This is a genomic window from Kistimonas ophiarachnellae (assembly GCF_057552235.1).
Genome location: NZ_BAAJPA010000008.1, coordinates 179,704 through 194,880, shown reverse-complemented (window position 1 = coordinate 194,880; position 15,177 = coordinate 179,704). Strand labels below are relative to the sequence as shown.

Genomic DNA, 15,177 nt, shown 5'->3' with positions numbered 1-15,177 from the left:
GCCAGCCAATACCGTCACCATTACTCACAGGTGTCGACGAATCATTGCCAGACAGGCTGATAGCTCACAGCTATAGTGAAACGCTGAGTCACAACAGCATTTTTTAGCTTTGTTTACCTATCGTCCGGAGTACCAATGCAGGATTTCCTCGACCGTTATGACTTCATTCTGTCTGAAGCCGCCATTGTTGAAAGGCTTCGGCGCAGGGACGATATTGCCCTGGACGACCATATCGTTCATGCCCACCTGATTTATGATGAACCCGGAAGAAAAGCACTGTCGAAAATCTACAATGACTACATTCACATAGCCCGACAGGCAGACACGCCCCTCCTACTGTTGACTCCCACCTGGCGAACGAACCGGGACAGAGTTGAACAATCTGGTATCAGCACCACCATCAATCAAGATGCAGTCGATTTTCTGCATTCACTGAAACAGCAAGCAAACGACACTGACACGATAAAAACCGGCGGCACCATCGGTTGCAGGAATGACTGCTACCGGCCGGATGAAGGTTTGTCAGCCACTGAAGCTACCCGTTTTCACATCTGGCAAATCGAACAGCTGGCCACAGACGCGTTGGATTTCCTCATTGCTGTCACAATCCCCAGTGTTAAAGAAGCCCTGGGGATTGCCAACGCTATGGCCGCAACAGACAAGCCTTATATCATCAGCTTCGTCATCGGACGGGATGGCACTGTGCTGGACGGCAACACGCTTGCCGATGCCTTTGACACCATTGACTCACAGGCCACAACACCGCCACTTGGCTATTTTGTGAATTGCTCCTACCCTGCTTTCCTTAACCCCGCCACGCAACCGGCTTCAGTCTTTCAACGATTATTGGGGGTGCAGGGCAATGCCTCTTCGCTGGATCACGCCGAACTGGATGGCTCAGCAGACCTGAAGTCCGAACGTGTGGAAGCCTGGGGAAATTTAATGCTGCAGCTGAATCACGACTATGGCGTCAAAGTATTAGGTGGCTGCTGTGGCACAGGGAATGAACACCTTGAATACCTGGTAAACAATGGCAGGTAATGCTGTTTTCACTAAACGACAAAAACTTAATATTTCCATTTTCATCTTCAACATCTTTAAAGATCAAGGGAAGTGACGGTCTCAACAGTGCTTCTCTTCCAGAAAGAAGAACTTTAATAACATCCGTGACGTACACCGTCAGACCGAATAACATTCACCGTCGTCTATTGATCAACGCATGGTAGCGAACCACCAGCATCGAATAACAACATCATTTGGAGTGGAAAATGAGTTTGATTTTTAGAATGATCTATTTGCTGTTAGCGTCGTTCTTCAAGTCACGGCTCCCCATCGTCAACCCCGAAAACGCCCTTGTAATGCGCGTGTTACCCAATGATCTGGATATCAACATGCACATGAATAACGGGCGCTATCTGACTATCTGCGATCTCTCCCGGGTTGATATGTTTATCCGAACAGGGTTGGCGAAAACCATGTACCAGGAAGGCTGGATTCCCGTCGTTTCTGAACACACCATGAAATATAAGAAACCGCTGAATCCGTTTCAGAAGTATGAAGTCACGATGCAAATCACCGGCTGGGATGAAAAAAGCTTTCACATGATTCACACCTTTCTGGTCAACGGCAAAGTCATGGCTGAAGGCACATCATTTGGCTGTGTACTGAGCAAGTCCGGAGTAATCCCTCCGGAAAAGGTGATGGACACCGTCACCCAAAGGCTTGAGGCAAAAAACGCTGGCCATTGAGGTGTTAATTTGTCCTGGCGTCCGGACTACATCATGGATGCAGTAAACAATAGTGATCGAATTTAGGAGTAAGGCTTTTTTATGGTTCTGGATGTGTCCCTGCAGGAATGTGCCATGGCATTTATACAACAGCAGTCAACGGGACACCCGCATAGATACCAGAGATTTCGATGAAAGCACTGCGGGTAGATCACTTAGTCCTTACGGTGGCGAATATCGAAAAGACAGTTGCCTTTTATGAATCCGTACTGGGTATGGAGAAAGTCGTTTTTGGCGACAACTGGTTTGCCCTGGTGTTTGGCGAGCAGAAAATCAATCTGCATCAACACCACCACGAATTCGAACCCAAGGCTCAGCAGGTGATGCCCGGCAGTGCGGATATCTGCCTTATCGTCGACACGCCTTTGGATCAGGTTGTGGAACAACTTAAGCGAAACCAGATTGATATCATCGAAGGGCCGGTTCAGCGCACAGGCGCACTGGGCGCCATTGATTCCGTCTACTTTCGAGACCCTGACGGTAATCTCATCGAGGTTTCAACGTACCTCAACCGATAGCTACGTTAGCCTATCCATTCAGCTGATCAGACATGACAACAGCATCTCTTTCAGAAAGCCTCCAAAATCCGGGTTTCACATCTGACATGTTAACGTTTGAAGAAATATCTCCTGACCTTGCACCGATGCATTTACTCCTTGAAGCAGACCCATCGGAACAATGCATTAATCAATACCTGAAAGATGCCTGGTGTTTTGTTGCCCTTGATCAGGAGAGCATCGTGGGCGTCTGCATCACCAGCGAAATAAAGCCGGGTAGGGCCGAGATTTTTAACATAGCCGTTGATCCAACCATGCAGGCCCGCGGCATTGGTACACGACTTCTGACGTTCACGCTGTCCCACCTGAAAGAGAAGCAGTTAGCAACCGTGGAGCTGGGAACAGGCACATTCGGTTATCAGCTGGCCTTCTACCAGCGGCAAGGCTTTCGTGTCGACTCCATCGTCAAAAACTTTTTCATTGACCATTACGATGAACCAATCTTCGAAAACGGGATTCAACATAAAGACATGCTGCGGTTAGTCTGCAACCTCTCAGACTAACTTCCCAATTTCATAAGACGGATGACGCTCACTGACACCCTGCCTTTACCCAAAGAACCACTTCACGTTACAAACCATGAAAGAAACATTGATCCGGCTCGAATGCAGTCTGCTGGAGCGGTTAAATGCCCTGATCGCTGCCGACTTTCTGAAATTCGGTAGCTCCGGGCAGTCCTTTGGAAAGGCTGAAGTGCTGGCCTGATTGCCTGAAGAAAGCGATATTCAGTACACCGCAACAGACTTCACACTCCGTGAGCTTGCGCCCGACCTGGTGCAGTTGCTGTATAAGGTCGTCTTTCGTGACAGCAAGGGTGAGTGTCATTACAGCCTGCGGTGTTCGCAGTGGGTCTTTCCGGTCATTCTCGGTCAACCAATATATCCATGATGGCAATACCGTGGTTGTGCCGGGCGAAGAAACCGGTGATGACAAGATAACAAACCAGTCCTTTGAGAATCGCTGGGCACATGTCTTCGAAATCAAGGATGGCAAAGTCATCCGTTTCCGTGAGTTCCTTTGTCACTGGTCCGGCAGTGAACAACCTCCGGCTATGAGCTGGTAATAGTTGCCGCTGCATTCCTTCACTCAATCACCCACCACTTAAACCTCTGCCTCCCCGCTAACATACCCCTTGCTTAACAGTCGGAGACTACTCTTGTCTCATGCCTACAATCGTACCCACCGATTCACTGATTTATCGCTGCTACGAAGTGATCCATGTCTATGGCTGCACCATAGAGACGCTAATCCATGAAGAACCTGGTGGCGGCATCAAGAGCGCCATTGATTGTTTATGGATATCGAAAGGGAAGCAGACCCGAAAGATATTCGGGTCAACATTGCGCTATCGGAAAAAGTTCTGCTGCATAAAAACCTGTTCAAGCTGGGACGAGCAGTCGAATGCTAAAAGGGACGCCCCAACCTGCACCAGCCACTATCAGGCTTCTGCGGGAGCAGCACAGGAACAGGTTTCATCCGTCACAGACTGGAAATGTGGCTGGAAAACACGTTCAACAGCCTCACCATAAGCCTGCTGCATTTCCTCACTGCCGTTGACGCACATGCCAAGATCGCGCAGCAGGCCATCTTTCAGGCCATAAATCCAGCTGTGGATGGAGAGCTTTTTACCATTCTCCCAGGCTTCCTGGACAATACTGGTCTGACACACATGCACAACCTGCTCAATGACATTCAACTCGCACATGCTGTCCACACGGGTCTGCCCGGACAGTGGCGCCAGCGCCTCACGATGCTTCAGCTCTGTATCCTGGATATGGCGCAGCCAGTTATCAATCATGCCCTGGCGGTTACCGGAAATGGCCGCTTCGACACCACCACAACCGTAATGCCCGCAGACAATAATATGCTCCACACCCAGGACATTGACCGCATAATGAATCACGGACAGGCAGTTAAGGTCACTGTGAACCACCACGTTGGCCACATTACGGTGGACGAACAGCTCACCCGGCATCAGCCCGACAATCTCATTGGCCGGCACCCGGCTGTCTGAGCAGCCGATCCAGAGATAACGTGGCGCCTGCTGATGGGACAGACGCTGAAAAAATTCAGGGTCCCTGTCGCGCACGGATTCGGACCAGGACTGATTGTTGTCGAACAGATGCTTGAGTACTTTCACGTGTATCCACCTTCACTAATCGTCTGCAACGAGGATATAGGGAAAACCCGGCAGAAAGCGATTCCATTTTGTTAATTCAGTGGTGTTTTCGTTACAGGGAAGAATATCTCTGCCCTGCCCCGCCCTACAGGCAATCAGGCTGTCAGGCCAGCACCGGCGGCAATATCCGGTTGAGCTGTAGTTTCTCCTTCACCGCCTCACCGGTCAGTGCATAACCCTGCAGGGTGTCACCGTCCTGATACAGCGCCTTGATTCCCCCTTCATGCTGTTCAAGGATCCACTGTCCCTGCAGTCCGGCAGCCGGTGGCGATGTCACCACCGGGCAGGCAGGCGTTTTCACTGTTACCGGCATTGGGCCATAGGTCACCTCCGTCGGCTCCCCGGCCAGTGTTTTCGCCAGCGCCCTGGCGCTGGTCATCAGCGGCATCACGTACAGCAGTACATGGCCGTCTACTTCGGCACAATCACCCAGCGCAAAGATATCCGGATGGCTGGTCTGAAGTTGCCGGTTAACGACAATGCCTTTTTCTACAGACAGCCCCGCCGCCTGTGCCAGTGCGGTACGGGGACGAAGGCCAACCGCAGAAATAACAATGTCAGCAGATACTACGTCGCCATTATCAAGGCGAAGCTCAACCCCTTCCGCAGTCTGAAAAACACCGGTTGCAGCGCATTCAAGCCGGAAACTGACGCCCAGTGTCTCCAGGGCTGTCTGCACACTGCCTGCCGCCTCGGCCGGCAACAGGCCCGGCATCACCTGGCCGGAAGGGGCAATCACCGTGGTTCGATAACCGCCCGCATGGAGATCATTGGCAAATTCACAACCAATCAGACCCGCACCCATGATGGCCACATGGGCATTCTCCGGTAAAGCATCCCGGAAGCGTCCATAGTCTGCCAGGTCATTGATGGAGTAAACCGCATCTGTCGCATCCCCCTCCAACGCCAGGCGAATTGGCGCGGCGCCTGTGGCCAGCACCAGTTTGCCATAGGTCAGGATACGGTCATCGAGCGTCAATTGACGGGCATCAGGATCAATCGCCCGTACTTCGGTGTGGGTCAGCAGGGTAGCGTTGAGTTCGGCGGCCATGGTGTCCGCATCCGCCATCGCCAGTTCATCAGCTGACTTGCCCTTGCTGAAACCGGTGGAGAGCATGGGCTTCGAGTAATTGCGGCCGTCATCGGCCGTGATCATCACCAGGGGGGTCTCAATATCCAGCTTGCGAAATGCTTTCGCCAGGTTATAACCGGCCAGGCCTGTACCAATGATAATAATGGGATGCATGATTCTTCTTGTTCTCAGGGTAATGATGGCCGGGAGGGATCAGCCGATTTCGACCATTTCAAAGTCGTCCTTGCCGACGCCGCAGTCGGGACACAACCAGTCGGCCGGGACATCTTCCCACGCGGTACCGGGTGCAATACCGTCATCCGGCCAGCCTTCAGCTTCGTCATACACCAGACCACAGACGACACACTGCCACTTCTTCATACTGAACTCCCGCTTTGACGATTTTTTATTGTAGGTAGAGTGGGCCAGTTCCCGGGCTTGCGCAAACCGGGTCATGGAACCCGTGTGAATTGTGCCTAGGCTCTGCCCAAAATTCAAAATGTCCCTGACGCAGAACGGCCGCTGCATCACTGCAGCGGCCGTTGAAAGAATGAGTGAGGGATACTGCCGCTAGCGGTCTATGACAACACGGCCTGTTTTCAGGTCTACGGTCATGTCGTAACTGAACAGTTCCATTTCGACAATATCGATGATTTCAATCTGTGTCAGACTCCCTTCAAAGGTCATGAAATAGTTACTGACGCCGTTCATGGAACTTTCACCTGTACCGGAAATTTTGGCATATCCCTGATCATTCAGCCCCATGACATAGAGCTGGGGGGAATCATCCAGACGCGATTTGTTGTGAAAAAAGGAAATCGTTGTCATCGGGTGTTCAATCACATTTTCCTCCCCGTTGACCGTGCGGATTTCCGTCCAGCTATCATCCGAGACGGAATCAATCTCGACATTCACCTTACCCAGCGCATGGGTTCCTTCCTCGACCGGCACAGCGATTCGCTTGAGTGTGACCGGAACCTCCATGGTCAGCCGGAAACGGGCATACTTGAGGTTTTCATGGGCAACATCTTCTTTCACTTTCAGTTTCAAATCTGAAGAAAAACCACCCAGGTCTTCCAGGTCTTTAATGGCGGCCACATCATTTCCAGCGCTGTCCCGGATCTCCAGTACCTTGTAGCGGATACGTGAGAGATCCTGGTTGGCAAAGCTGAGATTCTCAAGACTGACGGAGTAGTAGTTGTATGTCAGATCGCCAGCCATGCCAAACCCGAAACTGCCATTAGGGTCATAGCTTGCCACGCTGGGCAGGACTTCGCGGAAATAGGCATCCTGCTCCCCACGGTCCACCTTGTCCTGAAAGCCACCCCCCGAGTCCAGGTTGACGCCTATCGTCAACGCGGCCCCCATGGCCAGCCGTAAACCGACTCCGACTACCCCAGACATAGTGCTTACCTCACATCCTGTCAGTCAAACGCAATACGGCTGCGGTTGTACTTCACCAGACGCTTGCCCACACCCTTGACCTCAGTCAGGTCATCCAGGCTGGTGAAGCGGCCATGCTGTTCCCGGAAAGCCACAATCGCCCTGGCCGTATCCGCACTGACAAAAACCAGCGCACGATCAATGGCCTCAGCATCGGCGGTGTTGATATTCACCCGGCCGGCATCCGCAGAAACAGATAGAATGGTTGTCGCGAAGACAAGTGCGATAATCGAAGAAACACGCTGCAAAGACATGAGCTACCTCCTTGTACTGCCTAACCTCTGCTCACACCTTTTGGTTTAGTCTAATTTCAGGGATCCGAGACACAAATCCCCCCAAAAATCCTCTTTTATCTCATTCTGAAGCCAGCAATCCGTAAAAAAGGCGCCAAAAAAAACGTCCGCAGCTGCGGGCGTCATTTATTTGCCACACCTCGGCATCACAACGGCAATGAAGGTGCGATCGGCTACCACCGAATCCTCAACACAGGTCCAGTCACCAATATGGCTTAACGTAATAATGACTGACCTTTCAGTTAGTGCAATCGAAAGCATTCCGATTGATGATCTGCACATTGTTAGTACGAGGTGTAAAGCCATGGCCAGCAGTTTAGTGGCATCTATGAGCAGACTCTCTGCCTCAAGCAGCCCCCAGCACACGCATGATGAGTCAATCAAAAATGTGATGTACACCTCCAAAAGCAACTACACACAATCCGTTCAGGTCGTCATGTACTGCCGCCAAAACGAAGAGCTGACAACCAGCCAGGTGCAGAAGTATCTGACGCATGCGGTCAGTAACACATGGAATCACTCCAAATCCCCCCTGCTCACAAAAGGCTCATTTGGAGACATCAGGGTCATCAAGCTCGACGACAAATCCCTCGAAAAAAAGATGGTTTTCAAAGTCAATCATGGCACTCAGATGAGCAATAAGATCGAAACGGGTAAGGATGAAGGGTATATCAGCATGTTTGAGGAGAGCTTAATACAGTTTGACATGCATCATCCAAACATTGCTGTTTGTTTTGGTGTGGTCAAGGCGATTTCCATAAAGCGGGTCTTCATGCTTTTCTCTCAAGAACCAACATCCATTTGGCATAAAATATACAATAAACCAGACCAACCCTTTACATTGCCTGAGTGCATTTCCATCGCTCGGCAGGTTGCGTCGGCGACTGCCTATATTCATGCAAAGGGCTATGTTCATCGAGACTTACTCTGCAAGAATATTCTGTTGAGTGACAAGGGTATCCCCTTGATTACCGACTTTGGTCGCACCAAGCCTATTCATGGTTGCAATCCCGAACGTACAATACAGCCATGTGACAAGCCGACTATTTTTTTTGGTCTCAAGATAAACAGGGTGTTAACAAAAGTTGACCTGAACCTGGCTCCAGAACTTTATTTTGGGGATACGAATATCCCTCATAGCGATATTTTTGGGTTGGGATGTCTACTGTACACCCTTATTGCAAACAAAAATATTGACATTGCATGGACCAATCTTCATTCCTGCAACTTCCAACAATTAGAATGTAGAAAACGAATATGTGGCAGTGACCATCTCGACTTAGCGTCAATTCAAGGGTCATACACGTTACGCTTATATCATTTTACCAAGAGCATCAGGACCCTTAAGGCTGATGCCAGCAAACTGCAAAGTTTTCAACCAAATGATCCCCCCCGTGTACTGGTGGGTATATCAAAACTCATCAACACTTGCATGGACCCTACCCCTGAAAACAGAAAATTCAACGCGTACAGTTTTGAAGAAGAACTGAGAGAATATGAACAAATTCTACAGCATGAATAAATGCATTGCCGTTGCACAATAGATTTCCCCTGGAGGCAGGCAATGCAACAACTGACAGCAGACGCAAAGACATCTCGAACTTACTGATCCAACAGGCAATGTTTCAGTACCCTGATAGACAATCGTAGAAAGCCATGTTGACCACTCCCTTTTTCAATGCGTACTTTCGTACCCCGGAATCATGTCGTTTATGCTTGCCGGTTAGCATTGGCTCGCATAATATCGCCGCCGCATATTCCTTTTGAGACTCACTGATCGGCTATGGCGGTAATCCTGCAATTTCCCGGCAATGCACCTGTTCAATCCCTGACAATTAATCCGGTCCATTCCATACCGGAATTTGTATTGTCCGCAAATAACATCCATTTTTTTCGCCATGCGGGTACGGATGGTCTGCTGACCCTCCGGGGCAATGCCAGCCAGATTATTTCTGAACTGCAACTTCGCCGTAACGAACTTCAGCACCACTGCTGGAATGAATGCTGCCGTGAAATGGCAGACGATGCGTTTGTGGATTTCCTGCTGGAGACCCTTAACCGTCTGGAAGAGATCGTCTACTACGTCATGGACCATGTGGACCCAACCGATGGCCTGGAACTCTGCGGCGTGCCAGACTTCGCTTGGGTCGACCTGCTGGCCAGCCAGTGACGCCGGTCATGCCTTTGATGCTTTCTTGTTGACCTGAAGCGGAATCACTTGAACCCGCCGGGCTTTTCCGTAAACTCATCCGCCAAAATGGTTAGATATTCACGGATCGTATGAGCAGTTCCAACGAGCAGATACCCCAGGCTCCCCTGCCTCCCGCACCACTGTGGCGTCGACTGGCCGCCATGTTTTATGACACGCTGCTGGTCATGGCCCTGATGATGGTGACCACCGGCATCTACCACACGGTGGTCAACAAGTGGCTGCTGCGCACTGAAGATGCGCCCCTCGGCTTTAATCCTTTCCTGGCTTCCCTGCTGGTGTTTGTCACCTTCGGATTCTTTGCCTATTTCTGGACCCGTAAAGGTCAGACGCTGGGCATGCAGGTTTGGCGTGTTCGCGTCCAGAACAAGGATGGCGGCGCTATTTCTTTATGGCAGTGCCTGCTGCGGTTCATGATTGCCATTCCGGGCATTGGTCTGGCGCTGGCGGGTGTGTTCTGGATGAAGATCGATAAGGAAGGTAAAACCTGGCAGGATCGTTATTCGATGTCAGAAGTCGTTCTTCTGCCGAAAGGTTTCTACGGACTCAAATAACTTGTTTCATTTCGGATACGGTCACGTCGGTATCCCGGACGTGACCGCTCATCGTTAAGCCGCCCGCCGTAACAGCACCACACCAATCCCGAAACAGATCACGATCGGTAGCATGACCGCCACCAGCGGTGAAAACCCGAACACCAGGCTGGCCGGCCCCATCAGGTTCTGCAGAATCATAAAGACAACGCCTGTCACCACACCGGTGAACAGCCGCAAGCCCATGCTGACAGAGCGCAGCGGACCGAATACAAACGACATCCCGATCAATACCAGTACAAAGATGGACAACGGCTGCAGCACTTTCTTCCAGAACGCCAGGTCATATTCGCCGCTTTCCAGCCCCTGGTCACGCAGATAATCCACGTAAGTCAGCAGGCCTTCAATAGAAAGATCATCCGGCTTAACCACAACGACTTTCAGAAGCGTTGTCGTTAGCTCGGTATGCCAGTCTTCAGTCAGACGGGTTGTGGTTGTCACCTTATTACCCTGGTAATGGCTATCCTTTACCTCTTCCAGCACCCAGTGATCTCCCTGGTACAGGGCGCGATCGGCATAGCTGCTTTCCACCAAGCGATTCTGGTCGTCAAACACAAAACGACTTACGCCGTACAAAACCCCGTTAGGCTGTACTGCATTGAAGAACATGTAACTATTGCCTTCCCGGTGCCATACGCCTTCGTCACTGTAGCGACCATCGGCGGAGCGTTCGATCTTGCGCTGGGTCAGCGCCATCTGTTCCGCTACCGGAGTGACATATTCACCGATCATCATACCGGCAATGATCATAACCAGCGCCGGTTTCATTACCGCCCAGCCGATCCGGCTAAGTGAAACACCGGCGGCACGCATGACCACCAGTTCACTGTGTCCGGCCATGCTGCCCAGACCGGCCAGGCAGCCGATCAAGGCGGACACCGGAATCACTTCATAGATCCGCTTCGGTGTGGTCAACAGCATGTATTTCAATACTTGGGGCAACTGGTAGTTGGCCCGCATGCTGCCCAGCTGATCCAGAAAGGCAAACAGGGTGTTCAGGAACACCACGACCACCAGCACAACCAGCATGGCCCCGAGGACATTCAGCCCAATGTAGCGATCCAGCTTCTTCATGACTCTCAACGCCCCCTGCCGGACAACCACGGGGTCAGCCGGTTCCAGTAAAACATCACCAACGCGATTGCCAGGAACACGGCATGCACCCCCCAGACGCCAATGGCCGGCGACAGGTTGCCATCCTCAACCGCACCACGGGCGGATATCAGCAACGCCAGGTAAAGGAGATAAAGCAGAACGCCCGGCAACAGTTTGATAAACCGTCCCTGCCGCGGATTCACCCGCGCCAGCGGCAGCGCCATCAATACAATGACCGGCGCCAGCAGCGGCAGCGAGATACGCCACTGCAACTCGGCCTTGCTGGCATTGTTATCGTGACTGAGCAGAACGGATGTCGGCTGTACACTCTGCTTGCTGGCACGGGCGCCGACATCGCGATCCTGCATCTGCACGCCGTAGGTTTCGTATTGCATGATGCGCGCCTGGGGCAGTCCCGGCACCAGGTCATAGCGATAACCGTCTGACAGCATCAGGTAGCGCTTGCCGCTTTTTTCATCCGGATGCAGGCGTCCCTGTTCCGCGAGCAACAGTGTCATGCCCTGCTCGGCGCCTTTCTCTGACCGCTGGGCAATGAAGACATGACTCATGACCGACTTGTCATCCAGCAGTTCCTCGATGTATGTCGTGCGATCCCCGCCATCGAGCATCTGGAAACGGCCCGGCGTCAGGTTATCGAATTCGGTCATACTGTCCTGGCGGTTCAGGATGTTTTCCACCTGGGCGGTACCGGCCGGTGTCAGCCAGATACTGAAGATCCCCACCACCAGCGCCACCAGCAAGGCTGGCGCCATGGTGTAACCCAGCAGCCGGTTCTGGCTCATCCCGCAGGCTTCCAGCACGGTCATCTCGCTGTCCACATAGAGTCGACCATAGGCCAGCAGAATGGCGATGAACAACGCCAGCGGCATGATCATCTCCAGGAAGCCCGGCATCCGGTACCCCATGATGGCGAACAGGAACTCGGCCTTGATTTCACCGACCGCCGCCTGTTCGAGGTATTTGATAAAGCGCCCGCTGACAATAATCAGCAGCAATATGCCGCTGATAGCCAGCCAGCTATGAAGAAGTTCTTTGGCAAGATAGCGAAATACGATCAAGGCTGAATCCCGATACTGTTCAGTTGTCGCAGGACTGTATATAACGCACTGATATGACGTAAACTCCCCATAACCCAGCAACGGCTCCGACAGTTTCCAGGAGACGCTGCTTACCGCCGGTTACAGAACCCGTTCACATCGGCAAGAAACCGCGCATTATCGCTAAAACAACCGTGTTTGTCTCGGAGTGATTATGGAAATTTCAGTGAAGAATGGCGCTGCTGACAAGCAACGCACCCAGTGTCTGGTGATTCTGGCCGGCGAAACCCAGCAGAATGCCGCCTTCACCGCTGTCGACAAAGCCGCCGGTGGTCTGCTGGGCGACCTGCTCAAGCGTGGCGACCTGAAGCAGAAGCCCGGGCAGACACTCCTGATTCCGAGCATCCAGGGCATTCAGGCAGAACGGGTGATCCTCGCGGCAACTGGCAAGGATGCACTGACTGCAAAAACTGCCACTAAAGTGATTGCCGGTATTGTCGGCGCGGTTAACAGTGCGTCAGTCAGCAACGCCGTGATCAGCCTGGACGGCCTGGAACCGGAAGACCGCTCACCGACCTGGGCAGCCAGCCTGCTGAGCCAGGTGCTGGAGCATTCCAGCTACCGCTTTGAACAGTTCAAGCGCAAGAAAGACGACAAAGCCGTTTCACTGGACAAAGTGACTCTGCAGCTCACCGCCCGCAAGGGACTGCCTGAGCTGGAGACCGCTGCAGCTACCGGTCGCGCGATTGGCTACGGTATGAACCAGGCGCGCGACCTGGGCAACCTGCCCGGCAACGAATGCACGCCCAGCTACCTGGCCAAAGAAGCCGAAGAACTCGCCCGCAAGCACACCAAACTCACCACCAAGGTGCTGGGCGAAAAGGAAATGGAAAAATTGGGCATGGGTTCCTTCCTGTCCGTTTCCAAGGGCTCTGCCGAGGAAGGCAAACTGATCACCATGGAGTACAAGGGTGGCAAGCGCGGTGATCAACCGGTCGTCCTGCTGGGTAAGGGCATTACCTTTGATACCGGCGGCATCAGCCTCAAGCCCGGCGAGTGCATGGATGAGATGAAGTTCGATATGTGCGGCGCTGCATCTGTTCTGGGTGCCATGCACACTATCGTTACCCTGAAGCTGCCGATCAACGTGGTGGGCATGATTGCCAGCGCTGAGAACATGCCCTCCGGCCACGCCAGCAAGCCCGGCGACATCGTCACCTCCATGTCCGGCCAGACCATCGAAATCCTGAACACTGACGCCGAAGGCCGATTGGTTCTCTGCGATGCACTGACCTACGCCGAACGCTTCAAGCCTCGCGCCGTTGTGGATATCGCCACCCTGACCGGTGCCTGCATCATCGCCCTGGGCAACCACATGAGCGGCCTGCTCAGTAACAATGATGAACTGGCCGAGCAACTGATTGCGGCGAGCCGTACGGCAGAAGATCCGGCCTGGCGCATGCCGATGGATGAAAGCTACGACCAGCTGCTCGACAGCAATTTTGCCGACATGGCCAACATCGGCGGTCGTGCAGCTGGCACCATCACCGCCGGCTGCTTCCTGGCTCGCTACGCCAAAGAATTTGCCTGGGCGCATCTGGATATTGCCGGCACTGCCTGGAAGAGTGGTAAGGAGAAAGGCGCTACTGGTCGCCCCGTTCCCCTGCTGATCCAGTACCTGCTGGACCAGATTGAACGTGATGGCGCAACCAAACCCGCCGCGGCCCCGAAAACCGCAGCCAAAAAGCCTGCGGCAAAAAAAGCTCCCGCGAAAAAGGCAGCGCCTCGTAAGAAGTAATGCTGACCGGTAACAGGCACCCCTGTGCCTGTTACCCTTACCCGTGTACTATTGATGCTCTGTACCACACTGGCCTGTTTTCATGTCACACGTTGACTTCTACATTCTTCCGGGCAACCAGCCTGATGACCGTCACCAGTTTGCCTGCCGCCTAGTAGAAAAAGCCTGGCACAAGGGACACCGAATCCATATCCATGCAGACAGTCAGGAAGAAGCCCAACGACTGGATCAACTGCTCTGGCAATTCCGGGAAGACAGTTTCATTCCCCATCGCCTCCAAGGTGGCGACAGCCTGAAAGATACGCCGGTCACTATCGACTGGCAGACCGGGTCACTGGAACAACATAGCGATGTACTGATCAACCTGGCGAAAGCCATACCCGAACAATGCACCCGGTTCAGCCGCATCAGCGAGATTGTGATACAGTCTCCCGAGGTGCTGGCAACCACCCGCGAGCACTACCGTGAATACCGGGAACTGGGTTTCCCACCGAATACCCGTGATCTGAGAAACAGGCACTGAGCCATGTCAGCAGACAGCCCGTCAGGAAAGAATACTGCCAACCTTCTGGGAGAGCTGGAAACGCTGAAAGACTTCCTCGGTACAGGTCTTTATCCCTCTCACGATGAGACTGCTGACGCAGGGTTCGAGGAAGACATACCCATACTCTTTGAAGTTGCCATGGATAACGACACGCTGGAAGGTGAAGATATTCCATTACTGATGGATCAAGTGGATATTCAGTCTGAAAACCCACAAACAAACGACACAATCCCACAACCGCGAGACCTTGTTCTTATCAAAGAGCAATTGCAACAGTCTGGTGAAATACTGATCCAGGAAATCATTGATGAACAACTGGTTCAGATGGAGGCGGCATTAAGTCGTCGACTCAGGGAAAAGCTAAAAACGCTCATCGAAAAGATCGACCACTAAACATCCATAACACTAGAACAAGTGGTTGATCTCGAACGACACACAACCACATATCATCAATCAGTAATAACCAACAACTTAGTACCACTCATCTCTGAATTAATACACCTTATAAGTTTCACCCATCACCAGACTCAACATTCATCTACTTTTTTC

The 15,177-nt window shown here is 52.4% G+C and carries 19 protein-coding genes and 1 pseudogene; 12 read left to right on the top strand and 8 right to left on the bottom strand.

Features of this window, described 5'->3' with window-relative positions; translation table 11 throughout:
* Window positions 1-135: 135 nt before the first annotated feature.
* The 4 genes from AC27K1_RS12075 to AC27K1_RS12060 all read left to right on the top strand — a co-directional run bounded on the left by AC27K1_RS12075 (window position 136) and on the right by AC27K1_RS12060 (window position 2,847).
* Window positions 136-1,041, top strand: coding sequence for a homocysteine S-methyltransferase family protein (locus AC27K1_RS12075; protein ID WP_487150864.1), 906 nt, complete (start codon window positions 136-138; stop codon window positions 1,039-1,041).
* A 227-nt stretch (window positions 1,042-1,268) separates the two neighbouring features.
* The gene (locus AC27K1_RS12070; RefSeq protein WP_487150863.1) at window positions 1,269-1,748 is read left to right on the top strand and encodes an acyl-CoA thioesterase; all 480 of its coding nucleotides are present in this window, start codon (window positions 1,269-1,271) and stop codon (window positions 1,746-1,748) included.
* A 170-nt stretch (window positions 1,749-1,918) separates the two neighbouring features.
* Complete coding sequence (locus AC27K1_RS12065; protein WP_487150861.1) at window positions 1,919-2,305, top strand: VOC family protein; 387 nt, start codon at window positions 1,919-1,921, stop codon at window positions 2,303-2,305.
* An 86-nt stretch (window positions 2,306-2,391) separates the two neighbouring features.
* Window positions 2,392-2,847 carry a GNAT family N-acetyltransferase gene (locus AC27K1_RS12060; protein WP_487150859.1) on the top strand — a complete coding sequence of 152 codons (456 nt, stop codon included), beginning with the start codon at window positions 2,392-2,394 and terminating at the stop codon, window positions 2,845-2,847.
* A gap of 121 nt (window positions 2,848-2,968) precedes the next feature.
* On the opposite strand, the gene AC27K1_RS12055 is transcribed toward AC27K1_RS12060, so the two are convergent.
* Window positions 2,969-3,169, bottom strand: coding sequence for a hypothetical protein (locus AC27K1_RS12055; protein WP_487150858.1), 201 nt, complete (start codon window positions 3,167-3,169; stop codon window positions 2,969-2,971).
* On the opposite strand from AC27K1_RS12055, the gene AC27K1_RS12050 reads away from it, so the two are divergent.
* Complete coding sequence (locus tag AC27K1_RS12050; RefSeq protein WP_487150856.1) at window positions 3,159-3,407, top strand: nuclear transport factor 2 family protein; 249 nt, start codon at window positions 3,159-3,161, stop codon at window positions 3,405-3,407. The two genes, AC27K1_RS12055 and AC27K1_RS12050, sit on opposite strands and share 11 nt — an antisense overlap.
* 100 nt (window positions 3,408-3,507) lie before the next feature.
* Window positions 3,508-3,579 (top strand): annotated as a pseudogene (locus tag AC27K1_RS12045) (cyanase); the annotation flags it as partial.
* Between the two features lie 203 nt (window positions 3,580-3,782).
* On the opposite strand, the gene can reads toward AC27K1_RS12045, so the two are convergent.
* The 5 genes from can to AC27K1_RS12020 all read right to left on the bottom strand — a co-directional run bounded on the left by can (window position 3,783) and on the right by AC27K1_RS12020 (window position 7,292).
* Window positions 3,783-4,484, bottom strand: a complete 702-nt coding sequence (gene can, locus AC27K1_RS12040) for a carbonate dehydratase (protein ID WP_487150855.1) — start codon at window positions 4,482-4,484, stop codon at window positions 3,783-3,785.
* A 142-nt stretch (window positions 4,485-4,626) separates the two neighbouring features.
* Window positions 4,627-5,769 (bottom strand): NAD(P)/FAD-dependent oxidoreductase, encoded by a 1,143-nt coding sequence (locus tag AC27K1_RS12035; RefSeq protein ID WP_487150853.1) that lies wholly within the window; start codon window positions 5,767-5,769, stop codon window positions 4,627-4,629.
* Window positions 5,770-5,808: 39 nt separating this feature from the next.
* Window positions 5,809-5,976, bottom strand: coding sequence for a rubredoxin (locus AC27K1_RS12030; RefSeq protein WP_395179361.1), 168 nt, complete (start codon window positions 5,974-5,976; stop codon window positions 5,809-5,811).
* A 189-nt stretch (window positions 5,977-6,165) separates the two neighbouring features.
* The gene (locus AC27K1_RS12025) at window positions 6,166-6,999 is read right to left on the bottom strand and encodes a hypothetical protein (RefSeq protein ID WP_487150851.1); all 834 of its coding nucleotides are present in this window, start codon (window positions 6,997-6,999) and stop codon (window positions 6,166-6,168) included.
* A 20-nt stretch (window positions 7,000-7,019) separates the two neighbouring features.
* Window positions 7,020-7,292 carry a ComEA family DNA-binding protein gene (locus AC27K1_RS12020; RefSeq protein WP_487150850.1) on the bottom strand — a complete coding sequence of 91 codons (273 nt, stop codon included), beginning with the start codon at window positions 7,290-7,292 and terminating at the stop codon, window positions 7,020-7,022.
* Between the two features lie 343 nt (window positions 7,293-7,635).
* Between AC27K1_RS12020 and AC27K1_RS12015 the strand changes: the two genes are divergently transcribed.
* The 3 genes from AC27K1_RS12015 to AC27K1_RS12005 all read left to right on the top strand — a co-directional run bounded on the left by AC27K1_RS12015 (window position 7,636) and on the right by AC27K1_RS12005 (window position 10,094).
* Complete coding sequence (locus AC27K1_RS12015; RefSeq protein ID WP_487150848.1) at window positions 7,636-8,853, top strand: protein kinase family protein; 1,218 nt, start codon at window positions 7,636-7,638, stop codon at window positions 8,851-8,853.
* A gap of 261 nt (window positions 8,854-9,114) precedes the next feature.
* Entirely contained in the window at window positions 9,115-9,501 is a 387-nt protein-coding gene (locus AC27K1_RS12010; RefSeq protein ID WP_487150846.1) for a hypothetical protein, read from the top strand.
* Window positions 9,502-9,611: 110 nt separating this feature from the next.
* Window positions 9,612-10,094: an RDD family protein gene (locus AC27K1_RS12005; protein ID WP_487150844.1), complete on the top strand. Its 483-nt coding sequence runs from the start codon at window positions 9,612-9,614 to the stop codon at window positions 10,092-10,094.
* 54 nt (window positions 10,095-10,148) lie between these two features.
* Here the strand turns inward: AC27K1_RS12005 and lptG are convergent, their stop codons facing one another.
* Window positions 10,149-11,207, bottom strand: coding sequence for an LPS export ABC transporter permease LptG (gene lptG / locus AC27K1_RS12000; protein WP_487150843.1), 1,059 nt, complete (start codon window positions 11,205-11,207; stop codon window positions 10,149-10,151).
* A 5-nt stretch (window positions 11,208-11,212) separates the two neighbouring features.
* Entirely contained in the window at window positions 11,213-12,307 is a 1,095-nt protein-coding gene (lptF, locus tag AC27K1_RS11995) for an LPS export ABC transporter permease LptF (RefSeq protein ID WP_487150841.1), read from the bottom strand.
* Between the two features lie 193 nt (window positions 12,308-12,500).
* Between lptF and AC27K1_RS11990 the strand changes: the two genes are divergently transcribed.
* The 3 genes from AC27K1_RS11990 (at window position 12,501) to AC27K1_RS11980 (ending at window position 15,021) form a co-directional block, all read left to right on the top strand.
* Entirely contained in the window at window positions 12,501-14,084 is a 1,584-nt protein-coding gene (locus AC27K1_RS11990) for a leucyl aminopeptidase (RefSeq protein WP_487150839.1), read from the top strand.
* Window positions 14,085-14,166: 82 nt separating this feature from the next.
* The gene (locus tag AC27K1_RS11985; RefSeq protein WP_487150838.1) at window positions 14,167-14,607 is read left to right on the top strand and encodes a DNA polymerase III subunit chi; all 441 of its coding nucleotides are present in this window, start codon (window positions 14,167-14,169) and stop codon (window positions 14,605-14,607) included.
* 3 nt (window positions 14,608-14,610) lie between these two features.
* Window positions 14,611-15,021, top strand: a complete 411-nt coding sequence (locus AC27K1_RS11980; RefSeq protein WP_487150837.1) for a hypothetical protein — start codon at window positions 14,611-14,613, stop codon at window positions 15,019-15,021.
* Window positions 15,022-15,177 lie beyond the last annotated feature (156 nt).